13 protein-coding genes are annotated in these 18,283 nt (G+C 65.9%); 9 read left to right on the forward strand and 4 right to left on the reverse strand.

All coding sequences use genetic code 11. The annotated features are described in order from the left end of the window. Positions 1 to 207: 207 nt before the first annotated feature. Complete coding sequence (acnA, locus tag M2421_RS00200; protein WP_259202480.1) at positions 208 to 2,964, reverse strand: aconitate hydratase AcnA; 2,757 nt, start codon at positions 2,962 to 2,964, stop codon at positions 208 to 210. A gap of 286 nt (positions 2,965 to 3,250) precedes the next feature. Between acnA and M2421_RS00205 the strand changes: the two genes are divergently transcribed. The 3 genes from M2421_RS00205 to acnB are packed head-to-tail and all read left to right on the forward strand — an operon-like array spanning position 3,251 to position 6,516. Next, positions 3,251 to 3,475 (forward strand): AbrB/MazE/SpoVT family DNA-binding domain-containing protein, encoded by a 225-nt coding sequence (locus M2421_RS00205; RefSeq protein WP_259202482.1) that lies wholly within the window; start codon positions 3,251 to 3,253, stop codon positions 3,473 to 3,475. A 7-nt stretch (positions 3,476 to 3,482) separates the two neighbouring features. Next, positions 3,483 to 3,881, forward strand: a complete 399-nt coding sequence (locus M2421_RS00210) for a type II toxin-antitoxin system VapC family toxin (protein WP_259202483.1) — start codon at positions 3,483 to 3,485, stop codon at positions 3,879 to 3,881. A 49-nt stretch (positions 3,882 to 3,930) separates the two neighbouring features. Then, positions 3,931 to 6,516, forward strand: a complete 2,586-nt coding sequence (gene acnB, locus M2421_RS00215) for a bifunctional aconitate hydratase 2/2-methylisocitrate dehydratase (protein WP_259202484.1) — start codon at positions 3,931 to 3,933, stop codon at positions 6,514 to 6,516. A gap of 64 nt (positions 6,517 to 6,580) precedes the next feature. On the opposite strand, the gene M2421_RS00220 is transcribed toward acnB, so the two are convergent. Then, complete coding sequence (locus tag M2421_RS00220; protein ID WP_259202485.1) at positions 6,581 to 6,952, reverse strand: hypothetical protein; 372 nt, start codon at positions 6,950 to 6,952, stop codon at positions 6,581 to 6,583. Between the two features lie 1,620 nt (positions 6,953 to 8,572). Then, positions 8,573 to 9,823, reverse strand: a complete 1,251-nt coding sequence (locus M2421_RS00225) for a LysR substrate-binding domain-containing protein (RefSeq protein WP_310439032.1) — start codon at positions 9,821 to 9,823, stop codon at positions 8,573 to 8,575. Positions 9,824 to 9,924: 101 nt separating this feature from the next. On the opposite strand from M2421_RS00225, the gene M2421_RS00230 reads away from it, so the two are divergent. From M2421_RS00230 to M2421_RS00255, 6 genes are all read left to right on the forward strand, one after another. Then, positions 9,925 to 10,596, forward strand: a complete 672-nt coding sequence (locus tag M2421_RS00230; protein WP_259202486.1) for a 4-carboxy-4-hydroxy-2-oxoadipate aldolase/oxaloacetate decarboxylase — start codon at positions 9,925 to 9,927, stop codon at positions 10,594 to 10,596. Continuing rightward, positions 10,589 to 11,644 carry a 4-oxalomesaconate tautomerase gene (locus M2421_RS00235; protein ID WP_259202488.1) on the forward strand — a complete coding sequence of 352 codons (1,056 nt, stop codon included), beginning with the start codon at positions 10,589 to 10,591 and terminating at the stop codon, positions 11,642 to 11,644. The genes M2421_RS00230 and M2421_RS00235 overlap by 8 nt, the downstream gene beginning before the upstream one ends. A gap of 42 nt (positions 11,645 to 11,686) precedes the next feature. Then, positions 11,687 to 13,000 (forward strand): C4-dicarboxylate transporter DctA, encoded by a 1,314-nt coding sequence (dctA, locus tag M2421_RS00240; RefSeq protein ID WP_259202489.1) that lies wholly within the window; start codon positions 11,687 to 11,689, stop codon positions 12,998 to 13,000. 78 nt (positions 13,001 to 13,078) lie between these two features. Next, positions 13,079 to 14,371 (forward strand): carbohydrate porin, encoded by a 1,293-nt coding sequence (locus M2421_RS00245; RefSeq protein ID WP_259202490.1) that lies wholly within the window; start codon positions 13,079 to 13,081, stop codon positions 14,369 to 14,371. Between the two features lie 23 nt (positions 14,372 to 14,394). After that, the gene (locus M2421_RS00250) at positions 14,395 to 15,417 is read left to right on the forward strand and encodes an amidohydrolase family protein (protein ID WP_259202491.1); all 1,023 of its coding nucleotides are present in this window, start codon (positions 14,395 to 14,397) and stop codon (positions 15,415 to 15,417) included. An 11-nt stretch (positions 15,418 to 15,428) separates the two neighbouring features. Beyond that, positions 15,429 to 16,307: an amidohydrolase family protein gene (locus M2421_RS00255; protein ID WP_259202492.1), complete on the forward strand. Its 879-nt coding sequence runs from the start codon at positions 15,429 to 15,431 to the stop codon at positions 16,305 to 16,307. Positions 16,308 to 16,366: 59 nt separating this feature from the next. Here the strand turns inward: M2421_RS00255 and M2421_RS00260 are convergent, their stop codons facing one another. Then, positions 16,367 to 18,109 carry a hypothetical protein gene (locus M2421_RS00260; protein ID WP_259202493.1) on the reverse strand — a complete coding sequence of 581 codons (1,743 nt, stop codon included), beginning with the start codon at positions 18,107 to 18,109 and terminating at the stop codon, positions 16,367 to 16,369. Positions 18,110 to 18,283: the final 174 nt, after the last annotated feature.

The raw sequence follows: 18,283 nt of genomic DNA on the forward strand, positions 1-18,283 counted from the left end.
TCGGCAGATGCCCGGTGCGGGCATTGCTGTCGGTGCGGGTGGCGTGCGTGGGGCGGATGGGTGGACGGTGCCGCGCGTGGGTCTGGATTGCCGGTGCCGAGCATGGCTCGGCACTACCGGGCGCAAGACGGAAGCGGGCGGAGCGTCGGAACGCTGCGCCCGCTTCCATGCGCCGCCTGCGGTGCAGGCGGGGCATGGTGGCTGCTGTCAGCCCTTCGCCGCGAGCTGGCGCAGCACGTACTGCAGCAGGCCGCCGTGCTTGAAGTACTCCACTTCCTTGGGGGTGAGCAGCATGACGTGCGCCTCGAAGCGCTTCGTCGTTCCATCGGCCTTGGTCGCGGTGACCGTGGCGGTCTTGCTGGCGCCATCGCGCAGGCCGCTGATGTCGATGGTCTCCGACCCGTCCAGGCCCAGGCTCTGCGCGTTCTCGCCGGCCTTGAACTGCAGCGGCAGCACGCCCATGCCGACCAGGTTGGAGCGGTGGATGCGCTCGAAGCTCTCGGCCATCACCGCCTTGACGCCCAGCAGGTTGGTGCCCTTGGCCGCCCAGTCGCGCGAGGAACCGGTGCCGTATTCCTTGCCGGCAAACACCACCAGCGGCACGCCTTCGGCCTTGTACTTCATGGCCGCGTCGTAAATGGCCAGCTTCTGCGGTTCACCGCCGTCCTTGGGGAAGTACAGCGTGTTGCCGCCTTCTTCGCCGCCAAACATCAGGTTCTTGATGCGGATGTTGGCGAAGGTGCCGCGGACCATGACGTCATCGTTGCCGCGGCGGCTGCCGTAGCTGTTGAAGTCGGCCGGCTGCACGCCGCGTTCCTGCAGGAAGCGGCCGGCGGGCGAATCCTTCTTGATGTTGCCGGCCGGGGAGATGTGGTCGGTGGTGATCGAGTCGCCGAACAGGCCCATCACCCGCGCGCCGTGCACGTCTTCGATGTGCCCGACCTGCATGGTCATGCCCTCGAAGTACGGCGGGTTCTTGATGTAGGTCGAGCCACCGTCCCACTCGTACAGGTCGCCATCGGGCGACTTGATGGTGTTCCAGCGGGTGTCGCCCTTGAACACGTCGGCGTAGTTCTGCTTGAACATCTCCGGGCCGATGGTGGCGGCGATGACATCGCCGATTTCCTTGTTGCTCGGCCAGATGTCGCGCAGGTAGACCGGCTGGCCATCGCTGCCGGTGCCGAGCGGCTCGGTGGTCAGGTCGATGTCGGTGGTGCCGGCGATCGCATAGGCCACCACCAGCGGCGGGCTGGCCAGGTAGTTCATTTTGACTTCCGGGTGCACGCGGCCTTCGAAGTTGCGGTTGCCCGACAACACCGAGGTCACCACCAGGTCGCCGGCGGCGATGCCGGCACTGACTTCGGCCGGCAGCGGGCCGGAGTTGCCGATGCAGGTGGTGCAGCCGTAGCCGACCACGTAGAAGCCGATCTTCTCCAGCTCGGTGAGCACACCGGCCTTTTCAAGGTAATCGGTGACCACCCGCGAACCCGGGCCGAGCGAGGTCTTCACCCACGGCTTGCGGTCCAGGCCCCGGGCGGCCGCGTTGCGGGCGAGCAGGCCGGCACCGATCATCACCGCCGGGTTGGAGGTGTTGGTGCACGAGGTGATGGCGGCGATGACCACTGCGCCGTCCTTCAGGCGGACTTTCTGGCCGTCCAGTTCGACATCGCTGTAGCCCTTGGCCAGCTGCTCGTTGCCGACCGCCGCGCCACCGCCTTCGTTGACGAAGTTGGACACATCCTCGGTGCGCTTGTCGCGGTTGGTGGTGAGGCCGACCAGGCTGTCGCGGTAGTTCTGCTTGACGTCTTCCAGCAGCACGCGGTCCTGCGGGCGCTTGGGCCCGGCGAGCGAGGGCTTGACCGTGCCCATGTCCAGTTCCAGCGTGGCGCTGTAGCTGGCGTGCGCGGTCTGTGCGTCGTGCCACAGGCCTTGTGCCTTGGCGTAGGCCTCGACCAGCGCGATCTGTTCTTCGCTGCGGCCGGACAGGCGCAGGTAGTTCAGCGATTCGTTGTCGATCGGGAAAATACCGCAGGTGGCGCCGTATTCGGGGGCCATGTTGCCGATCGTCGCGCGGTCGGCCAGCGGCAGGTGCTGCAGGCCTTCGCCGAAGAACTCCACGAACTTGCCGACCACGCCGTGCGAACGCAGCATCTGGGTGACGGTGAGCACCAGGTCGGTGGCGGTGGCGCCTTCGGGCAGTCTGCCGACCAGCTTGAAGCCGACCACCTGCGGGATCAGCATCGAAGACGGCTGGCCAAGCATGGCCGCCTCCGCTTCGATGCCGCCCACGCCCCAGCCGAGCACGCCGATCCCGTTGATCATGGTGGTGTGGCTGTCGGTGCCGAACACGGTGTCCGGGTAGGCGACCGCCTTGCCGTCCTTGTCGGCCGTCATCACCACGCGGGCCAGGTTCTCCAGGTTCACCTGGTGGACGATGCCGGTATTGGGCGGCACCACCTTGAAGTTGTCGAACGCCTTCTGGCCCCAGCGCAGGAAGCCGTAGCGTTCCATGTTGCGCTGGAACTCGATCTTGCCGTTGAGGTCGAGTGCGTCGGGCGTGCCGAACACATCCACCTGCACCGAGTGGTCGATCACCAGTTCGGAGGGAATCTGCGGGTTGATCTGCTCCGGTCGGCCGCCGAGCTTGACCACCGCATCGCGCATGGCGGCCAGGTCGACCACGCAGGGCACGCCGGTGAAGTCCTGCAGCACCACGCGGGCGGGCATGAAGGCGATCTCGATGTCCGGCTCGGCCTTGGGGTTCCAGCGGGCGACCGCCTCGATGTGATCGCGGCCGACGGTGGCACCGCCGTCCTCGTGCCGGAGCAGGTTCTCCAGCAGGATCTTCATCGAGTAGGGCAGGTGGGAGATGTCGAACTGCTGTCCGAGCTTGGGCAGGCTGAAGTAGTCGTAGGTCTTGCCGCCGACGTCCAGCTGGCTGCGGGTGGAGAACGAATCGCTCATGCGGGGTGACTCCTCTTGCGGATGGCTTGCAGTGGTCCGCACGGGGCGGGCCTGCTTGCGTTCGCCGGTGGCTTATAGGCCCGGTGATCGTCCCCAGTATGAACGATTCAGTCGGCCTACCGCCTGCGGCATCGGGTCTCAGACTACATAGAGATATGTATCGCGGATGTCATCGGGGCTGCGTAACCTTTGCCTGGCAAGGGCGGGAAGGGCCCTGAACAATGCGGTGGTGGAAGTATGCCCCCGGAAGTATGTATAATTTGTGCATACTTTGGAGGGCCTACCGATGGAAGCCACCGTTGCAGAGCGCGGCCAGATCACCCTGCCCAAGGCGGTGCGTGATGCCCTGGGGCTGACCAAGGGCACCCAGTTGACCGTCGAGCTGGAAGGCGGCCGGATCATCCTGCGCAAGAGCGTGGACGACGCGATCTCGCGCGCCCGCGGCAAGTTCGCGCTGGATGGCTTCGAGTCGTCCGACGCCGCCGTGAAGGCCGTCCGTGACGAAGGCTGAGCCCGCGATGATCGCCGTCGATTCGCCGGTACTGATCGAGCTGCTGAGCAATGGCCCGCAGGCCGACGCCGTGGAGGCGTGCCTGCGCCAGAACCTGGTGGGCGGGCGCGTGGTGGTATGTGGCGCGACCCTGGCCGAACTCTGCGCCGCGTTGCGTGGCGGGGCCGAAGTGCTCGAAGCACTGGAAGAGATGGGCGTCCATTTCAATGCGCTGGAAGCCAAGTCGGCGCTGCGCGCCGGCGAGATGCAGCGCCGCCACCGGCAGCGTGGCGAAGGCCGCCGCAGCCTCGACGATTTCATGATCGGCTCGCACGCACTGCTGCAATGCGACGGCCTGATCACCTGGAACGACAAATTTTACCGCGACTACTTCAAGGGCCTGAAGCTGATCGTGCCGCACGCCTGAGCCCATACTTTTAAACCGCATTCTTTCAAAGAATCACCCGGGAGTTGTCATGTTGGAAGCCTACCGCCACCACGTAGCCGAGCGCGCCGCGCTTGGCATCCCGCCGCTGCCGCTGAGCGCCCAGCAGACGGCCGACGTCATCGAACTGCTGAAGAACCCGCCCGCCGGCGAGGCCGAGTTCCTGCTGGAACTGCTGACCCACCGCGTGCCGGCCGGCGTCGATGACGCCGCCAAGGTCAAGGCCTCCTACCTGGCCGCGATCGCCTTCGGCAGCGAAACCAATACGCTGATCAGCCGCGAGCGCGCCACCGAACTGCTGGGCACCATGCTCGGTGGTTACAACGTCGCCCCGCTGGTCCAGTTGCTGGACGACAGCGCCGTCGGCGCGATCGCCGCCGACGCGCTGAAGAACACCCTGCTGGTGTTCGATGCGTTCCATGACGTGCAGGAAAAGGCCAAGGCCGGCAATGCCAACGCCCAGGGCGTGCTGCAGAGCTGGGCCGATGCGGAGTGGTTCACCAGCCGCCCGCAGGTGCCCGAGAGCCTGACCATCACCGTGCTCAAGGTGACCGGCGAAACCAACACCGACGACCTGTCGCCGGCCCCGGATGCCACCACCCGCCCGGACATCCCGCTGCACGCGCTGGCGATGCTGAAGAACAAGCGCGATGGCATCGAACCGGAAGAAGACGGCAAGCGTGGCCCGGTCAAGTTCATCGAATCGCTGAAGGACAAGGGCCACCTGGTGGCCTACGTGGGCGACGTGGTCGGCACCGGCTCCAGCCGCAAGTCGGCCACCAACTCGGTGCTGTGGTTCACCGGCGAGGATATTCCGTTCATCCCGAACAAGCGCTTCGGCGGCGTGTGCCTGGGCTCGAAGATCGCCCCGATCTTCTACAACACCATGGAAGACGCCGGCGCGCTGCCGATCGAACTCGACGTGTCGCAGATGAACATGGGCGATGTGATCGAGCTGCGCCCATACGACGGCAAGGCCCTCAAGGACGGCGCGGTCATCGCCGAGTTCAAGGTCAAGTCCGACGTGCTGTTCGACGAGGTGCGCGCCGGTGGCCGCATTCCGCTGATCATCGGTCGCGGTCTGACCGCCAAGGCGCGTGATGCGCTGGGCCTGGCCCCGACCGATCTGTTCCGCCTGCCGATGGACCCGCCGGACACCGGCAAGGGCTTCTCGCTGGCGCAGAAGATGGTTGGCCGCGCCTGTGGCCTGCCGGAAGGCCAGGGCATGCGCCCGGGCACCTACTGCGAACCGAAGATGACCTCGGTGGGCTCGCAGGACACCACCGGCCCGATGACCCGTGACGAGCTGAAGGATCTGGCCTGCCTGGGCTTCTCGGCCGACCTGGTGATGCAGTCGTTCTGCCACACCGCCGCCTACCCGAAGCCGGTGGACGTCAAGACCCACCACACGCTGCCGGAGTTCATCTCCACCCGTGGCGGCATCTCGCTGCGCCCGGGCGATGGCGTAATCCACAGCTGGCTCAACCGCATGCTGCTGCCCGACACCGTCGGCACCGGCGGCGACTCGCACACCCGTTTCCCGGTGGGCATTTCGTTCCCGGCCGGCTCGGGCCTGGTCGCCTTCGCCGCGGCCACCGGCGTGATGCCGCTGGACATGCCCGAATCGGTGCTGGTCCGCTTCAAGGGCAAGATGCAGCCGGGCGTGACCCTGCGTGACCTGGTCAACGCGATCCCGCTGTACGCGATCAAGTCCGGCCTGCTGACCGTGGCCAAGGCCGGCAAGAAGAACATCTTCTCCGGTCGCATCCTGGAAATCGAAGGCCTGCCGGACCTGAAGGTCGAGCAGGCGTTCGAACTGTCCGATGCCTCGGCCGAACGTTCGGCCGCCGGTTGCTCGGTGCACCTGAACAAGGAGCCGATCATCGAGTACCTCACCAGCAACATCACGCTGCTGAAGTGGATGATCGCCGAGGGCTACCAGGACGCCCGTTCGCTGGCGCGCCGCATCGAGAAGATGGAAGCCTGGCTGGCCAACCCGGAGCTGCTGGAAGGCGATGCCGATGCCGAGTACGCGGCCGTCATCGAGATCGACCTGGCCGACATCCACGAGCCGATCGTGGCCTGCCCGAACGATCCGGACGACGTAAAGACGCTGTCGGACGTGGCCGGTGCGGCGATCGACGAAGTGTTCATCGGTTCGTGCATGACCAACATCGGTCACTTCCGTGCGGCCGCCAAGCTGCTGGAAGGCAAGCGCGACATCCCGACCAAGCTGTGGGTGGCGCCGCCGACCAAGATGGACGCGTCGGAGCTGACCAAGGAAGGCCATTACGGCACCTTCGGCACCGCCGGTGCGCGCATGGAAATGCCGGGCTGCTCGCTGTGCATGGGCAACCAGGCACAGGTGCGCGAGGGCGCGACGGTGTTCTCGACCTCGACCCGCAACTTCCCGAACCGTCTGGGCCGCAACTCCAACGTGTACCTGGGCTCGGCCGAACTGGCCGCGATCTGCTCGCGTCTGGGCCGCATCCCGACCAAGGAAGAGTACATGGCCGACATCGGCGTGCTCGATGCCAGCAGCAAGGACATCTACCGCTACATGAACTTCGACCAGATCGAGGATTACCAGGACGTGGCCAAGACGGTTGCTGCCTGATCTGCTGATCGGTTGATGTGTTAACGAAAAACCCCCGGCGCAGGCCGGGGGTTTTTTGTGTCGCCTACCGGATATCCCAGTCTGCCTCGCCGTGCATGCGCCGGCCCAGGAAGCGCACATCCCCCTGGCTGCCGACGACGTCCAGCTCGAACCACGGAAGGCCGTCACGTTTGCGCGGGCGGACATAGAGGCGCTGTCTGGCGCGGTCGAACTCGACGTAGTACTGCCGGTAAGGAAGATTGCGGTCCGCCGCTGGCGCACCCGTCCAGACCACGTGGATCGCACCGATATCCTCACGACCGTGCATCATCAGCGTGAAGCTGACATCCCCTTGGGTGGCGTTGAACTGAAATAGATCGCCGCTGGCGACGGTGGGGGCGATCGGGGCTGCCAGCAGCAGCGCGATCGCCAACAATCGCATCCAGGGGTGTTTCATGCTCACGCTCCGTTGTGAGGGACAGGGTGATTCGCGTCGGCTGCGATACCCTGAGCTGGGTAAGGACGACAGCCAGAGATTGCATTACATTCCGCAGACCGACCTACTTGAACACGCCGAACGGGCACGCGCAACGGCGAGTGTCTGCATTTGGAAGACGAATCGACTGCAGGGGGCAGAAAAGTCTGATTCCCTGCCTGATGTGATCTAAATGGCTTCTGCCATATTGATTGTCATACCGATTGATTGGCTCAATGCGGGAACGGGAATCTTGATTGGCCTGGCAAGGTCTTGCGTCAGTCGCGGCGTGGCAGCCAGGGAAGGGAGAATAATGAAATATCGTGATCTTCGCGTTGGCACTCTGCTGGGCGCGGCGGTAGCAGGTCCGTCGATGGTCTCGGGTGCCGCAGGTGCTCAGGATTTCTCGGCCTTAACGACGTGCTGCTGGCATAATGCGGCGCGTCCTGCGAGGACCTGTGAGCGTAAAAAACGCAATTGACGTGCCAGCACAGGGAATGAGGCTGTTAGGCATGGGTGTTCCTCGGCGTTTGCGCCGACCTGCACCCGTCTGCGAGCCTGTCTAGTGAGAAGTCCTGGGCCAGATGTTGACGTGGTTACATGGCGACTGGGGCTTCCACCATCGACGTGATGATTGCGGACACCCTGGATTTCGCGAGAGATTCGCCAGCAGGGGATGCTTGCCAGAGACAAGCTTGAGAAGTTGGGTGAGATGCGCTCAGAGGGGCGGGATCTACTGCTGTTGGCCAAGAACAGGGGAGGTCCGAGGGAGTCGTTCTTTTTTCGGTTTGTTGCGCCTGATTTGAGGCCGGTTGAACGTTGGATGGGCGAACAGATGCCTATTATGTATTGCGAGCAGGTGGTCATCCGCGGAGAGTTGCCGGACGCCGCGCGTGGTCGTCGACCCAATGCGGGATGTGGCGAAGCTCAAGCTCAGAACTGGGAGGATGCAGATATCAATCAGGATAAGGATCAACTCTCTTCGGATCTATCGGAGGCTGCGCTTTACAGCGCGCCCAGTCGTACGCAATGTGGATGTGGCCAATGAAACGAATTCACACTCTCCGCCTGCCATTCTTGGGGATCTGTTGCCTCCTGGCATCCTGCCAACCGCCAGGCGAGGGCCGTAAAGCGGTGCATGGCATGGAAAAAGGCGCGGAAATCATCAGTGCTCTGGAAGCTTTCCGTTCAACAGCTGGACGATATCCACGGAGCCTTCAAGAGCTTGGCGGCGGTTATGAGGGTGCTGATCTCGATTACGACTCGGTTGGTGTGATGTACCACTACTCATCCAGCGCAGAGGAGAGATTCAGCCTCTCCTTCAATTATCACGGTCCGGGTACCAATACGTGCTCCCTCGTGCCTGACGTCAGTCCGCCTGATTGGAATTGCACCGGGGCGTATTAAAAGAACTTACGCTGCAGGTACAGGCTCGTCCCCGCACAAGCCAGACGTGCATCTTTTATCAGGCTGGATTCGGCAACTGCTGTTATCTACGAGAGAAGGACGTGGTGGCGATCGCGGTCGGCTTCGGCCCATGAGCGCTCGTAGGGATCGCCGAGTTCGACCATCAATGTGCTGCAGCGACATTCCCGGCGTCGGTCACGGGTAGCGGAACGGCCACGCAGCATCGGTGCCGTCATCAGTGCGCTCGGCACATACCCGCCGGAAGGTTTCCACGAACGCCTGCTGTAGCCGGGTGGGGTGCCAGTCGGCGCGGGTGGTAAGTCCGATGCGGCGGCGCAGGTGGTCGCCGGCGCTGCCAATCTCGCGGAGCAGCCCGGCACGGCGTTCGAGCACGAACTGGTCGCGCGACATCAGGGTGAGCCAGTCGTCTTCCAGCAGCAGGCCACGGGTGATCAGGACCGAGCCGCATTCGATGCGTAGGCGCGGCGGTTCATGGCCCTGCTGGCGGAACATGCGCTCCCAGCGGGCGCGGACCGGGGCTCCGGTGGCAGCGATCACCCAGGGGTAGGCGAGCAGGCGGGTGAACGCGAAGCGCGGGTGGCTGGCCAGCGGGTGGCCGCTGCGCGCCACGATCACCGGATCATCGTCGAACAGGCCTTCCTGGGCGACGTCGCGCGCCGGAAGGCTGTCGCGCATCGCGCCAATCAGCAGGTCCAGGCTGCCTTCGCGCAGGTCACCCAGCAGTTCCGCGTAGGGGCCTTCGATCACGTTGACCGAGGCGCCGGGGTGGGCGCGGGCGAAGCGGGCCAGCACCTGCGGCAGCAGGATGGCGCGGGCCAGCGGCATGACACCGAGGGTTACCCGGCCGGCAAGTTCCGATCGCAGCGTGGCGAGGTCGTCCACGCCGGCCGCCAACTCTGACAGCGCCAGCCGCACCGGTCTCAGCATGCGCGTGGCCGCCGGGGTGGCCTGCACGGTTTTGCCACGGCGCAGCGTAAGGGGAATTTCAATGACCTCGGCCAAGTCATGAACCGCGCGATACATGGCCGGCTGCGAGACGCCGCTTCGAGCGGCGGCCAGGGTGAAGCTGCCGGCACTATCCACGGCGGCCAGTGCGCGTAGCTGGCCAAGGGTGACGCGGCGCTCGATGGCCGGTAACGCAGGCAGGCGCTGGGTGCGTCGGGCGGCACGCACGCCGTGGGCGATGTAGGCCAGCGCCCGTTCGATGCGCGGTACCAGCAGGCGCGCGGCTTCGGTGGGGGCCATGCCTCCGGGCTGGCGGTCGAACAGCACGCTGTCCAGCTGCTTCTCCAGCCGGGTGATGGCTTGGGTCAACGCGGGCTGGGACAGGTTGACCTGTGGCGCGGCGGCGCTGATGCCGCCGTGGTGGTACACGGCCGCCAGTGCATGCAGGTGCTTGAGGTTCAGGTCCAGGGTCGCATCCATGGATCAACTATAACCAAACCCAATGGCTGTAACGAAAAACGATCTTGAGGGGGTGCGGGCAGCCAGACAAGACTGGGCCATCACCAACGAAGGATGGATGGATGTCCCGCGTAGTCACCCAGATCGAACGCGCTGATCCGGCGCTTATCGCGGTACTGGCCCAGGCTGGTGTCGCCACCGCACACGAAGCGCAGGGCCGCTCTGGCCTGCTGCATCCCCGGTTGCGCCCGATCTACAGCGGGGCGCGCATTGGCGGCAGCGCAATCACGGTGTCGGTGCCGCCAGGCGACAACTGGATGATGCACGTGGCCATCGAGCAGCTGCGCGAGGGCGACATCCTGGTGGTGGCACCGACCAGCGACTGCACGGATGGTTATTTCGGCGACCTGCTGGCGACGTCCGCGCAGGTGCGCGGTTGCCGGGGGCTGGTGATCGATGCCGGGGTGCGCGATGTGCGCGACCTCACCGCGATGGGCTTCCCGGTGTGGAGCCGGGCCATTCACGCCCAAGGCACGGTCAAGGGAACGTTGGGGTCGGTGAACGTACCGGTGGTCTGCGGCGGCGCTTTGGTGAACCCCGGCGACGTGGTGATCGCAGACGACGATGGCGTGTGCATCGTGCCGCGCACCGACGCGGCGCGCGTGGCCGGCGAGGCGCAGGCGCGCGAGGCCCGCGAAGCGGACAAGCGCGCGCGGCTGGCCAACGGCGAACTGGGCCTGGACATCTACGCCATGCGCGAACGCCTGGCGGCCAAGGGCCTGCGCTATGAGTAAGGGCGTGCGCGCGATGTGGATGCGCGGTGGCACCTCCAAGGGCGGGTTCTTCCTCGCCTCGGAGTTGCCCGTCGACGTGGCTGCGCGCGACGCCTACCTGCTGCGTGCCTACGGCTCGCCGGATGCACGCCAGATCGACGGCATGGGCGGGGCTGATCCATTGACCTCCAAGGTGGCCGTGGTGTCACCGTCCGCAAGTGACGATGCCGATGTGGACTACCTCTTCCTGCAGGTGTTTGTGGACCAGGCGCTGGTCAGCGATGCACAGAACTGCGGCAACATGCTGGCCGGTGTCGGCCCGTTCGCGATCGAGCGTGGGCTTGTCGCCGCGTCCTCCGGGCAGACTGATGTGCGGATCTTCATGGCCAACACCGGCAAGATCGCGCGTGCGACGGTGCAGACGCCCGATGGGCGCGTGCGCTATGAAGGCCGGGCGCGCATCGACGGCGTTCCGGGCACGGCCGCACCGATTCCGCTGACCTTCGAGGATACGGCCGGGTCCAGCTGTGGTGCGTTGCTGCCGTCCGGGCGTGCGGTGGACCTGATCGACGGCATCGAGACGACCCTGATCGACAACGGGATGCCGTGCGTGGTGCTTCGCGCAGCCGACCTGGGCATCAGCGGGTACGAGGATCGCCAGACGCTGGACGCCGATGAGGCACTGAAAGCACGACTGGAAGCGATCCGCCTGCAGGCCGGCCCGATGATGAACCTGGGCGATGTCAGTGCGCAGTCGGTACCGAAAATGATGCTGATAGCCGCGCCGCGCGACGGCGGGGCGATCTGCGTGCGCTCGTTCATTCCGCATCGCTGCCATGCCTCGATCGGGGTGCTGGGCGCGGTGAGCGTGGCCACTGCCTGCCTGCTGCCGGGCTCGCCCGCGCATGCGGTGGCCGTGCTCCCCGCCGGCACCAGACAGACGTTGGCGGTGGAACACCCCAGCGGGAGTACAGGCTGCGTGCTGGACCTGGACGAGGCGGGGCAGGTGACCCGCGCAGCGGTGCTGCGAACCGCCAGAAAACTGTTCGATGGCGTGCTGTTCGACTGAATACGCGCGACGTCCCTATTCTTGCAACCTGGGAGGGTTGATATGACCGTTGTAGAGAAGCGGCCGGGCCGCTTCGGCATTCTTGGCCAACTGTGGTTCCAGGTACTGGCCGGTACCGTGATCGGGGTGGTGCTGGGGTGGCTGCAGCCGGATATCGGCTCTGCGATGAAACCCTTTGGTGACGCCTTCATCAAGCTGATCCGGATGATGATCGGGCCGATCATCTTCGTGACGGTGGTGCACGGCATCGCCGGCATGCGCGACATGCGCAGTGTCGGGCGGCTGGCGCTGAAGTCGCTGGTCTATTTCGAGGTGATCACCATCCTGGCGCTGATCATCGGCCTGGTGGCGGTGGACCTGTGGCAGCCAGGCGCGGGCATGAACATCGACCCGGCGACCATCGACATGGCCAGCATCCAGGGCTATGTGCACACCGCGCATGACCAGTCGATCGTGTCCTACATCATGGCGATCATCCCCAACACGCTGGTCAGCGCGTTCACCGAGGCGCATGTGCTGCAGGTCCTGTTCGTGGCAGTGCTGTTCGGCGTGGCGCTTGCGGCGGTGGGCGAGCGCGGCGAGCCGGTGATGAAGGTGATCGAGGCGACGTCGTCGGCGTTGTTCAAGATCATCGGCTACATCATGTACTTCGCCCCGATCGGCGCATTTGGTGCGATTGCCTTTACGGTGGGTCAGTTCGGTGCCGGCTCCCTGTTGTCGCTGGGCGAGCTGATCATCGAGTTCTTCGTGGTCTGCGGCGTGTTCACCGTACTGGTGCTGGGCAGCGTGTGCTGGTGGACCGGCGCCAGCCTGTGGCGGCTGCTGGGCTACCTGCGCGATGAGATCGTGATCGTGGCGGCGACCACCTCCACCGAGACCGTGCTGCCGCGCCTCATCGAGAAGATGAAGAAGCTCGGCTGCGAGGAGGGCGTGGTGGGGTTCGTGATCCCGGCCGGCTACTCGTTCAATCTCGACGGCACGTGCCTGTACCTGACCACCGTGGCGCTGTTCCTGGCGCAGGCCACCAATACCGAGCTGACCGTGTGGCACCAACTGGGCCTCATCGCGGTGCTGCTGCTGACCTCCAAGGGTGCCGCTGGCGTGGCCGGTGCGGCGTTCGTGGTCCTGGCCGCGACGCTGGGCACCACCGGCACCATTCCGGTGGCGAGCATCGCGCTGATCCTGGGCATCCACCGCATCCTCGCCGAAGGGCTGACCTTCGTGAACCTGATCGGCAATGCGGTCGCCGTGCTGGTGATCGCCAAGTGGGAAGGCAAGCTGGACGAGACGGTGCTGGCCGAACAGATCGGCACGCGCCGACTGCGACGCCGCGTGCTGGGCGTGCAACCGGTCTGATCCCGCGGCTGCAGCACCGCTGCGGCCCTTCCGAATTCCACTTCGTTCCGGTGCCCTGGCCCCGGACAGGAGGCGCTTGTGTCGTTGATTTCCCGCCGCACGCTGTGCGTGCTTGTTGCCGCCAGTCTGGCCGCTCCCGCGTTCGCTGGGGCACCCCCCTCCAACAGCCTGTCCGACGGGGTCGATCTCACCCTGGATCTGGTCGGCAACGTGGCCTCCAATCCGGTGGGCGGTGTGGAGCAGGGCACCGAGGGCTCTTACTGGGTGATGGCCCAGTCGAAGTTCGACCTCGATACTCTGTGGGGCGTGCACAACACCGACGTCGATGCGCAGTGGGCGTGGTTTGCCGGTCGCAACCTGGCGCGCGAAAAGATCGGCAATTCGATCAGTGCCCAGCAGACCTGGCGGCCGGTGGCCGGTGGGCGTCTGACCCGGCTCACCCTGCGTCATCGCTTCGATAACGGGCTGAGCATCACCGCCGGTCGCGCGCCGGTGAACAGCTACTTCAACAACTCCGCGCTCAACTGCGTATTTATGAGCAACGCGATGTGCCTGACCCCGTATGGGGCGATCACCGACCTGGGCATCACCGCGTATCCGAATTCGTCCTGGGCCGGCATCGTGCGCTACGACGTGGGCGACCGCTGGTACGCACAGGCCGGCGCGTTCGACTACAACAATGCGTTGAACCAGGCCGGCAAGAACGGGCTGGACTTCTCGGTGGGCGAGGGCACCGGCACCATCACCGCCTACGAGGTGGGCTACCAGACCACCTTTGCCAACGACCGCCTGCCGCGGACCTACCGCCTGGGCATGTACCGCAACAGCGATGGGGGCAGGAGCTCCTACTACGACGCCAACGGCAACTCGGCGGCGCTGACCGGCAGACCGACGGCGGTGCAGGAGGGGGCACGGGCGGGCGGGTATGCGATGGCCGACCAGACCGTCTGGCGGGGTGCAGGCAAGCGCAATCTCGCGTTGTTTGCACGCGCGTACGTAAACACGGGCAACGAAGCGCCGATCGACACCTTCTTCTCGGCCGGCTTCGTCAAGACCGGTACCTTCGCCGGCCGCGACCAGGACACGATGGCGATGTTCGTCTCCAACACGCATTTCAGTGACGAGCAGATCGACTACCTGCGTGATCGCCGCACCCGCAACGGCGGCAGCGGCGCACCACACGCCGACGAGATTATCGCCGAGCTCAGTTACGGCTGGGCGGTCTACAAGGGCGTGCGGCTGATGCCCAACCTGCAGTACGTCATCAACCCCGACCCCATTTACGCACCCACCCGCACCACCGACATCCCCGATGCACTCATCGTCGGGCTGCGCGTGGACGTGCATTTCGCCCAGCTGTTCGGCTGGTGATTCCTCCCCCACGAGGCCATTCCATGATCATCGACTGCCACGGTCACTACACGACCGCCCCCGCCAGCCACGACGCGTTCCGCAAGCAGCAGGTGGCGCATTTCAACGATGCGTCCCTGCCCGCGCCGGTCTACCCCCTCATCGGCGATGACGAGCTGCGCGAGAGCGTGGAGGGCAACCAGTTGCGACTGCTGCGCGAGCGCGGCGCGGACATGACCATTTTCTCGCCGCGTGCCAGCACCATGGCCCATCACATCGGCGACGAACAGGTCAGCGCGGAGTGGACGCGCCGCTGCAACGACCTTATCGCGCGCGTGGTCGGTTTGTACCCGGACACCTTCATCGGTGTCTGCCAGCTGCCACAGTCACCGGGTGTGCCGATCGCCCATTCGATTGCCGAACTGGAGCGTTGCATCAACGAGCTCGGCTTCGTCGGCTGCAACCTCAACCCGGATCCTTCCGGCGGGCATTGGACCGGCCTGCCGCTCACCGATCGCGCCTGGTACCCGTTCTTCGAGAAGATGGTGGAGCTGGACGTACCGGCGATGGTGCACGTGTCGGGCAGCTGCAATTCCAACTTCCACGCCACCGGCGCGCACTATCTCAACGCCGATACCACCGCGTTCATGCAGTTCTTGCAGGGCGACCTGTTCCGTGATTTCCCGGACCTGCGCTTCATCATCCCGCATGGCGGCGGCGCGGTGCCGTACCACTGGGGCCGCTTCCGTGGGCTGGCGGACATGCTGGGCAAGCCATCGCTGAACGAGCATGTCATGAAGAACGTGTTCTTCGACACCTGCGTCTATCATCAGCCGGGCATCGACCTGCTGTTCAAGGTGATCGATATCGACAACATCCTGTTCGGGTCGGAGATGGTAGGGGCGGTGCGCGGCATCGACCCGGAGACCGGGCAGTACTTCGACGACACGCTGCGTTATGTGGAGGCGCTGGGGCTGTCCGACGCCGACCGGCGCAAGGTGTTCGAAGGCAACGCGCGCAGGGTATATCCGCGTCTGGACGCGCAATTGAAGGCGAGGGGGCTGTGATGAGTGCATTCGTGAAAGACGCTGACTGGCTGGATTTCTGCCCGGCCCCAAGCGTGCCGAGGTTCGTGCCGCCGCCTGGCGCGGTGGACGCGCATTGCCATGTGTTCGGCCCGGGGGAACAGTTTCCGTATGCGCCCGAGCGCAAATACACCCCATGCGATGCGGGCAAGGACCAGCTGTTTGCGTTGCGTGACCGGCTGGGCTTCAGCCGCAACGTGATCGTGCAGGCCACCTGCCATGGCGCCGACAACCGCGCGCTGGTCGACGCGCTTCTGGCCTCCGAAGGCAGGGCACGCGGCGTGGCGACCGTGCGCGACAGCGTGACCGACGCCGAGCTGCAGGCGCTGCACGCCGCCGGTGTGCGCGGGGTGCGCTTCAACTTCGTGCGCCGCCTGGTGGACCCCAAGCCTGACGCGTACTACCGGGCAATCATCGAGCGGATCGCGCCCCTGGGCTGGCATGTGGTGGTGTATTTCGAGGCGGCCGACCTGGCCGAGCGCTGGGCGTTCTTCACCTCGTTGCCCACCACTGTGGTGGTGGACCACATGGGGCGGCCGGATGTGAGCCAGCCCGTGGAGGGCCCGGCCTTCCAGCAGTTCGTGCGGCTGATGGACGAGCACCCGAATGTGTGGAGCAAGGTCAGCTGCCCGGAACGTCTGTCGCAGAGCGGTCCGCCGACCTATGACGATGTGGTGCCGTTCGCACGCCACCTGGTGGAGCGCTTCCCGGACCGCGTGCTGTGGGGCACCGATTGGCCGCACCCGAACCTGACCTCGCACATGCCCGATGACGGCGCGCTGGTCGATGTCATTCCGCGCATCGCGGTGAGCGCCGAAGAGCAGCGCAGGCTGCTTGTAGACAACCCCATGCGGTTGTACTGGGGCCAGTGACATTGCCGCGCCCCTGCCGACCGGCGGGGGCGCGGTTGCCATTCAAGGCAGTCTGGCGATCAGCGCGGATCGAACGCAGCCCGTGGCAGGCTCTGGCAATGCCGGGTGGCAGCAGCAAGGTCGATGGCGCTACCGGCGGCGGCGCCGCGCTTGAGGTTGACCGTGGCGGCGGTTTCCCACAGGCCGGGCAGGGCCGGGCCCTTGTCCAGCACCATCGCCTCCAGCGGGCCATGCAGCGTGCTGGCGTAGTCCAGGTCGGGCACGACCACGCAGACGCGCGTGCCGGGCAGGGCAGCGGTCTGCTGCAGCACCTCCTCGAAGCGGGCGGCGTTGTCGGCGCTGTCGGGCAGGGTGTTCAGGGCGTCGTCGTTGCCCAGGCCCAGGCTGCGGTAGTGCACCGTGCCGGGCTCGAACAGGAACACCGCCATCTCCACGCGTGCGCGCAGCGCGGGCTGGGCCGGGGCCTGGCAGGAGGTGCGGGGCTGCACGACCGGGTTGTTCTGCAGCGTACCGTCCTTTGCCACCTTGCTGCTGTAGAGCAGGCACATGCCGCCACCGATCTTCATGAAGACCTCGTAGTCGGCGCCCGGTTCGGGGATGAACTGCAGCGAGAGGTCGGCCGCGCAGCGGTAGTCGTTGGTGTTCTCGATGCGGGCATCGAAGATCAGCGGACGGCCGCCGGCCACCTCGAACTCCTGGTAGTTGGGCTTGGAGAAGGCGAAGCTCTTCATGTTGCGCACGGTTTCGGTCTCGGGCATGCCCAGCGAGACATTGTCCGGCGCACCGCCGAACACGCTGCCGATGGCCCGGCCCGCCGAACGCACTACCTCGATCTTGCCACTGTACTGCTCGCGGCACGGCGCATCGGTGAGCATGGTGATGCCCTGGCCATTGGCGCCGAAGATGCGGATGCGCGATTTGGCCGCGGCAGCGTCGCCTTCCTTCGGCGTGCTGTTGGCGGCGGCCAGCTTGAGCGCGACGGCCTCTTCGTTGGCCACGTCCTGCAACAGGTTGGGCAACTGCGCGGCGAACACTTCAGCGCACGCTTCGGCGACCTGGCGGGAGGCCTGCCGGACCTTGGCATAGTCGTCGGCCTGCCATTCCTTCAGGGTGGCCACCTGCGGCGGGGTGTTGCACTGCACGTTGCGACCGGCGGGCCCGCGCAGCACGCTGGCGATCGGGAACCCGATGTTCAGCTCGTGACGCAGCTCGTAGGCGGTGGCCCCGGGGGCCAGGTCCTGATACACCAGCGTCCATTGCGTGGTGCGCGCTTCCAGGACGTGGCTCTCGCCGGGAATGGCGCCGGGATGGGCGCTGAAATAGCGGTCCAGCCGCTCGGCGAGCAGGCCCGGCAGGGCGTCGTGGGCGGGGCTGGGCAGATCGGGGATGAGCTCACCCTTGAGGTCGTCCTTGGAGAACGTGCGGGTGGTGCCGTAGCCGCCGAGCGCGCGCAGCGCGAACTCGCCGACCTTCAGCGCGGTCACCTTGGCGGTGTCGCTGCGGACCACCAGGCGCAGGGTACCTTTGTCGTTCTCAGTGTCGCGGGTGCCTGTGCCCGGCCGGCTGCGCACGATGATCTGCCTGCGCCAGTCGACGGCGGTGGCCGGGGCGGCCAGCGCGGTGGCGAGTGTGGCATCGGTGCTGGCGTCGGTGACGGCGGCCGGTGTGGCATTCGCGCCAGGGGCCGGGGTGGGCGTGGCGGCATCCGCAGTGGCGCTGACCGGGTCGGCGGCGAAGGCCGGCGTGGCCAGCAGCAGGCTGCACAGCAGCATGCGGCGGAGGGTGTGATGTGAGGCTCTCACGGTGGTGCTCCTTGGAAAAATCCGGGTGTACGGTGTGGCGTGCGTGCGTGCGTGCGTGCATGCGTGCATGCATGCGTGCATGCGGCGGGGGTTGCCACGCATGGCGTGGCAGTACCGGGACGTGCGGTGCGGATTGCGCGCGATGAGGGGGTGCCAAGCATCGCGTGGCACAAC

The organism is Stenotrophomonas sp. BIGb0135 (assembly GCF_024810105.1).
GTDB classification, from domain to species: Bacteria; Pseudomonadota; Gammaproteobacteria; order Xanthomonadales; family Xanthomonadaceae; genus Stenotrophomonas; species Stenotrophomonas maltophilia_AB.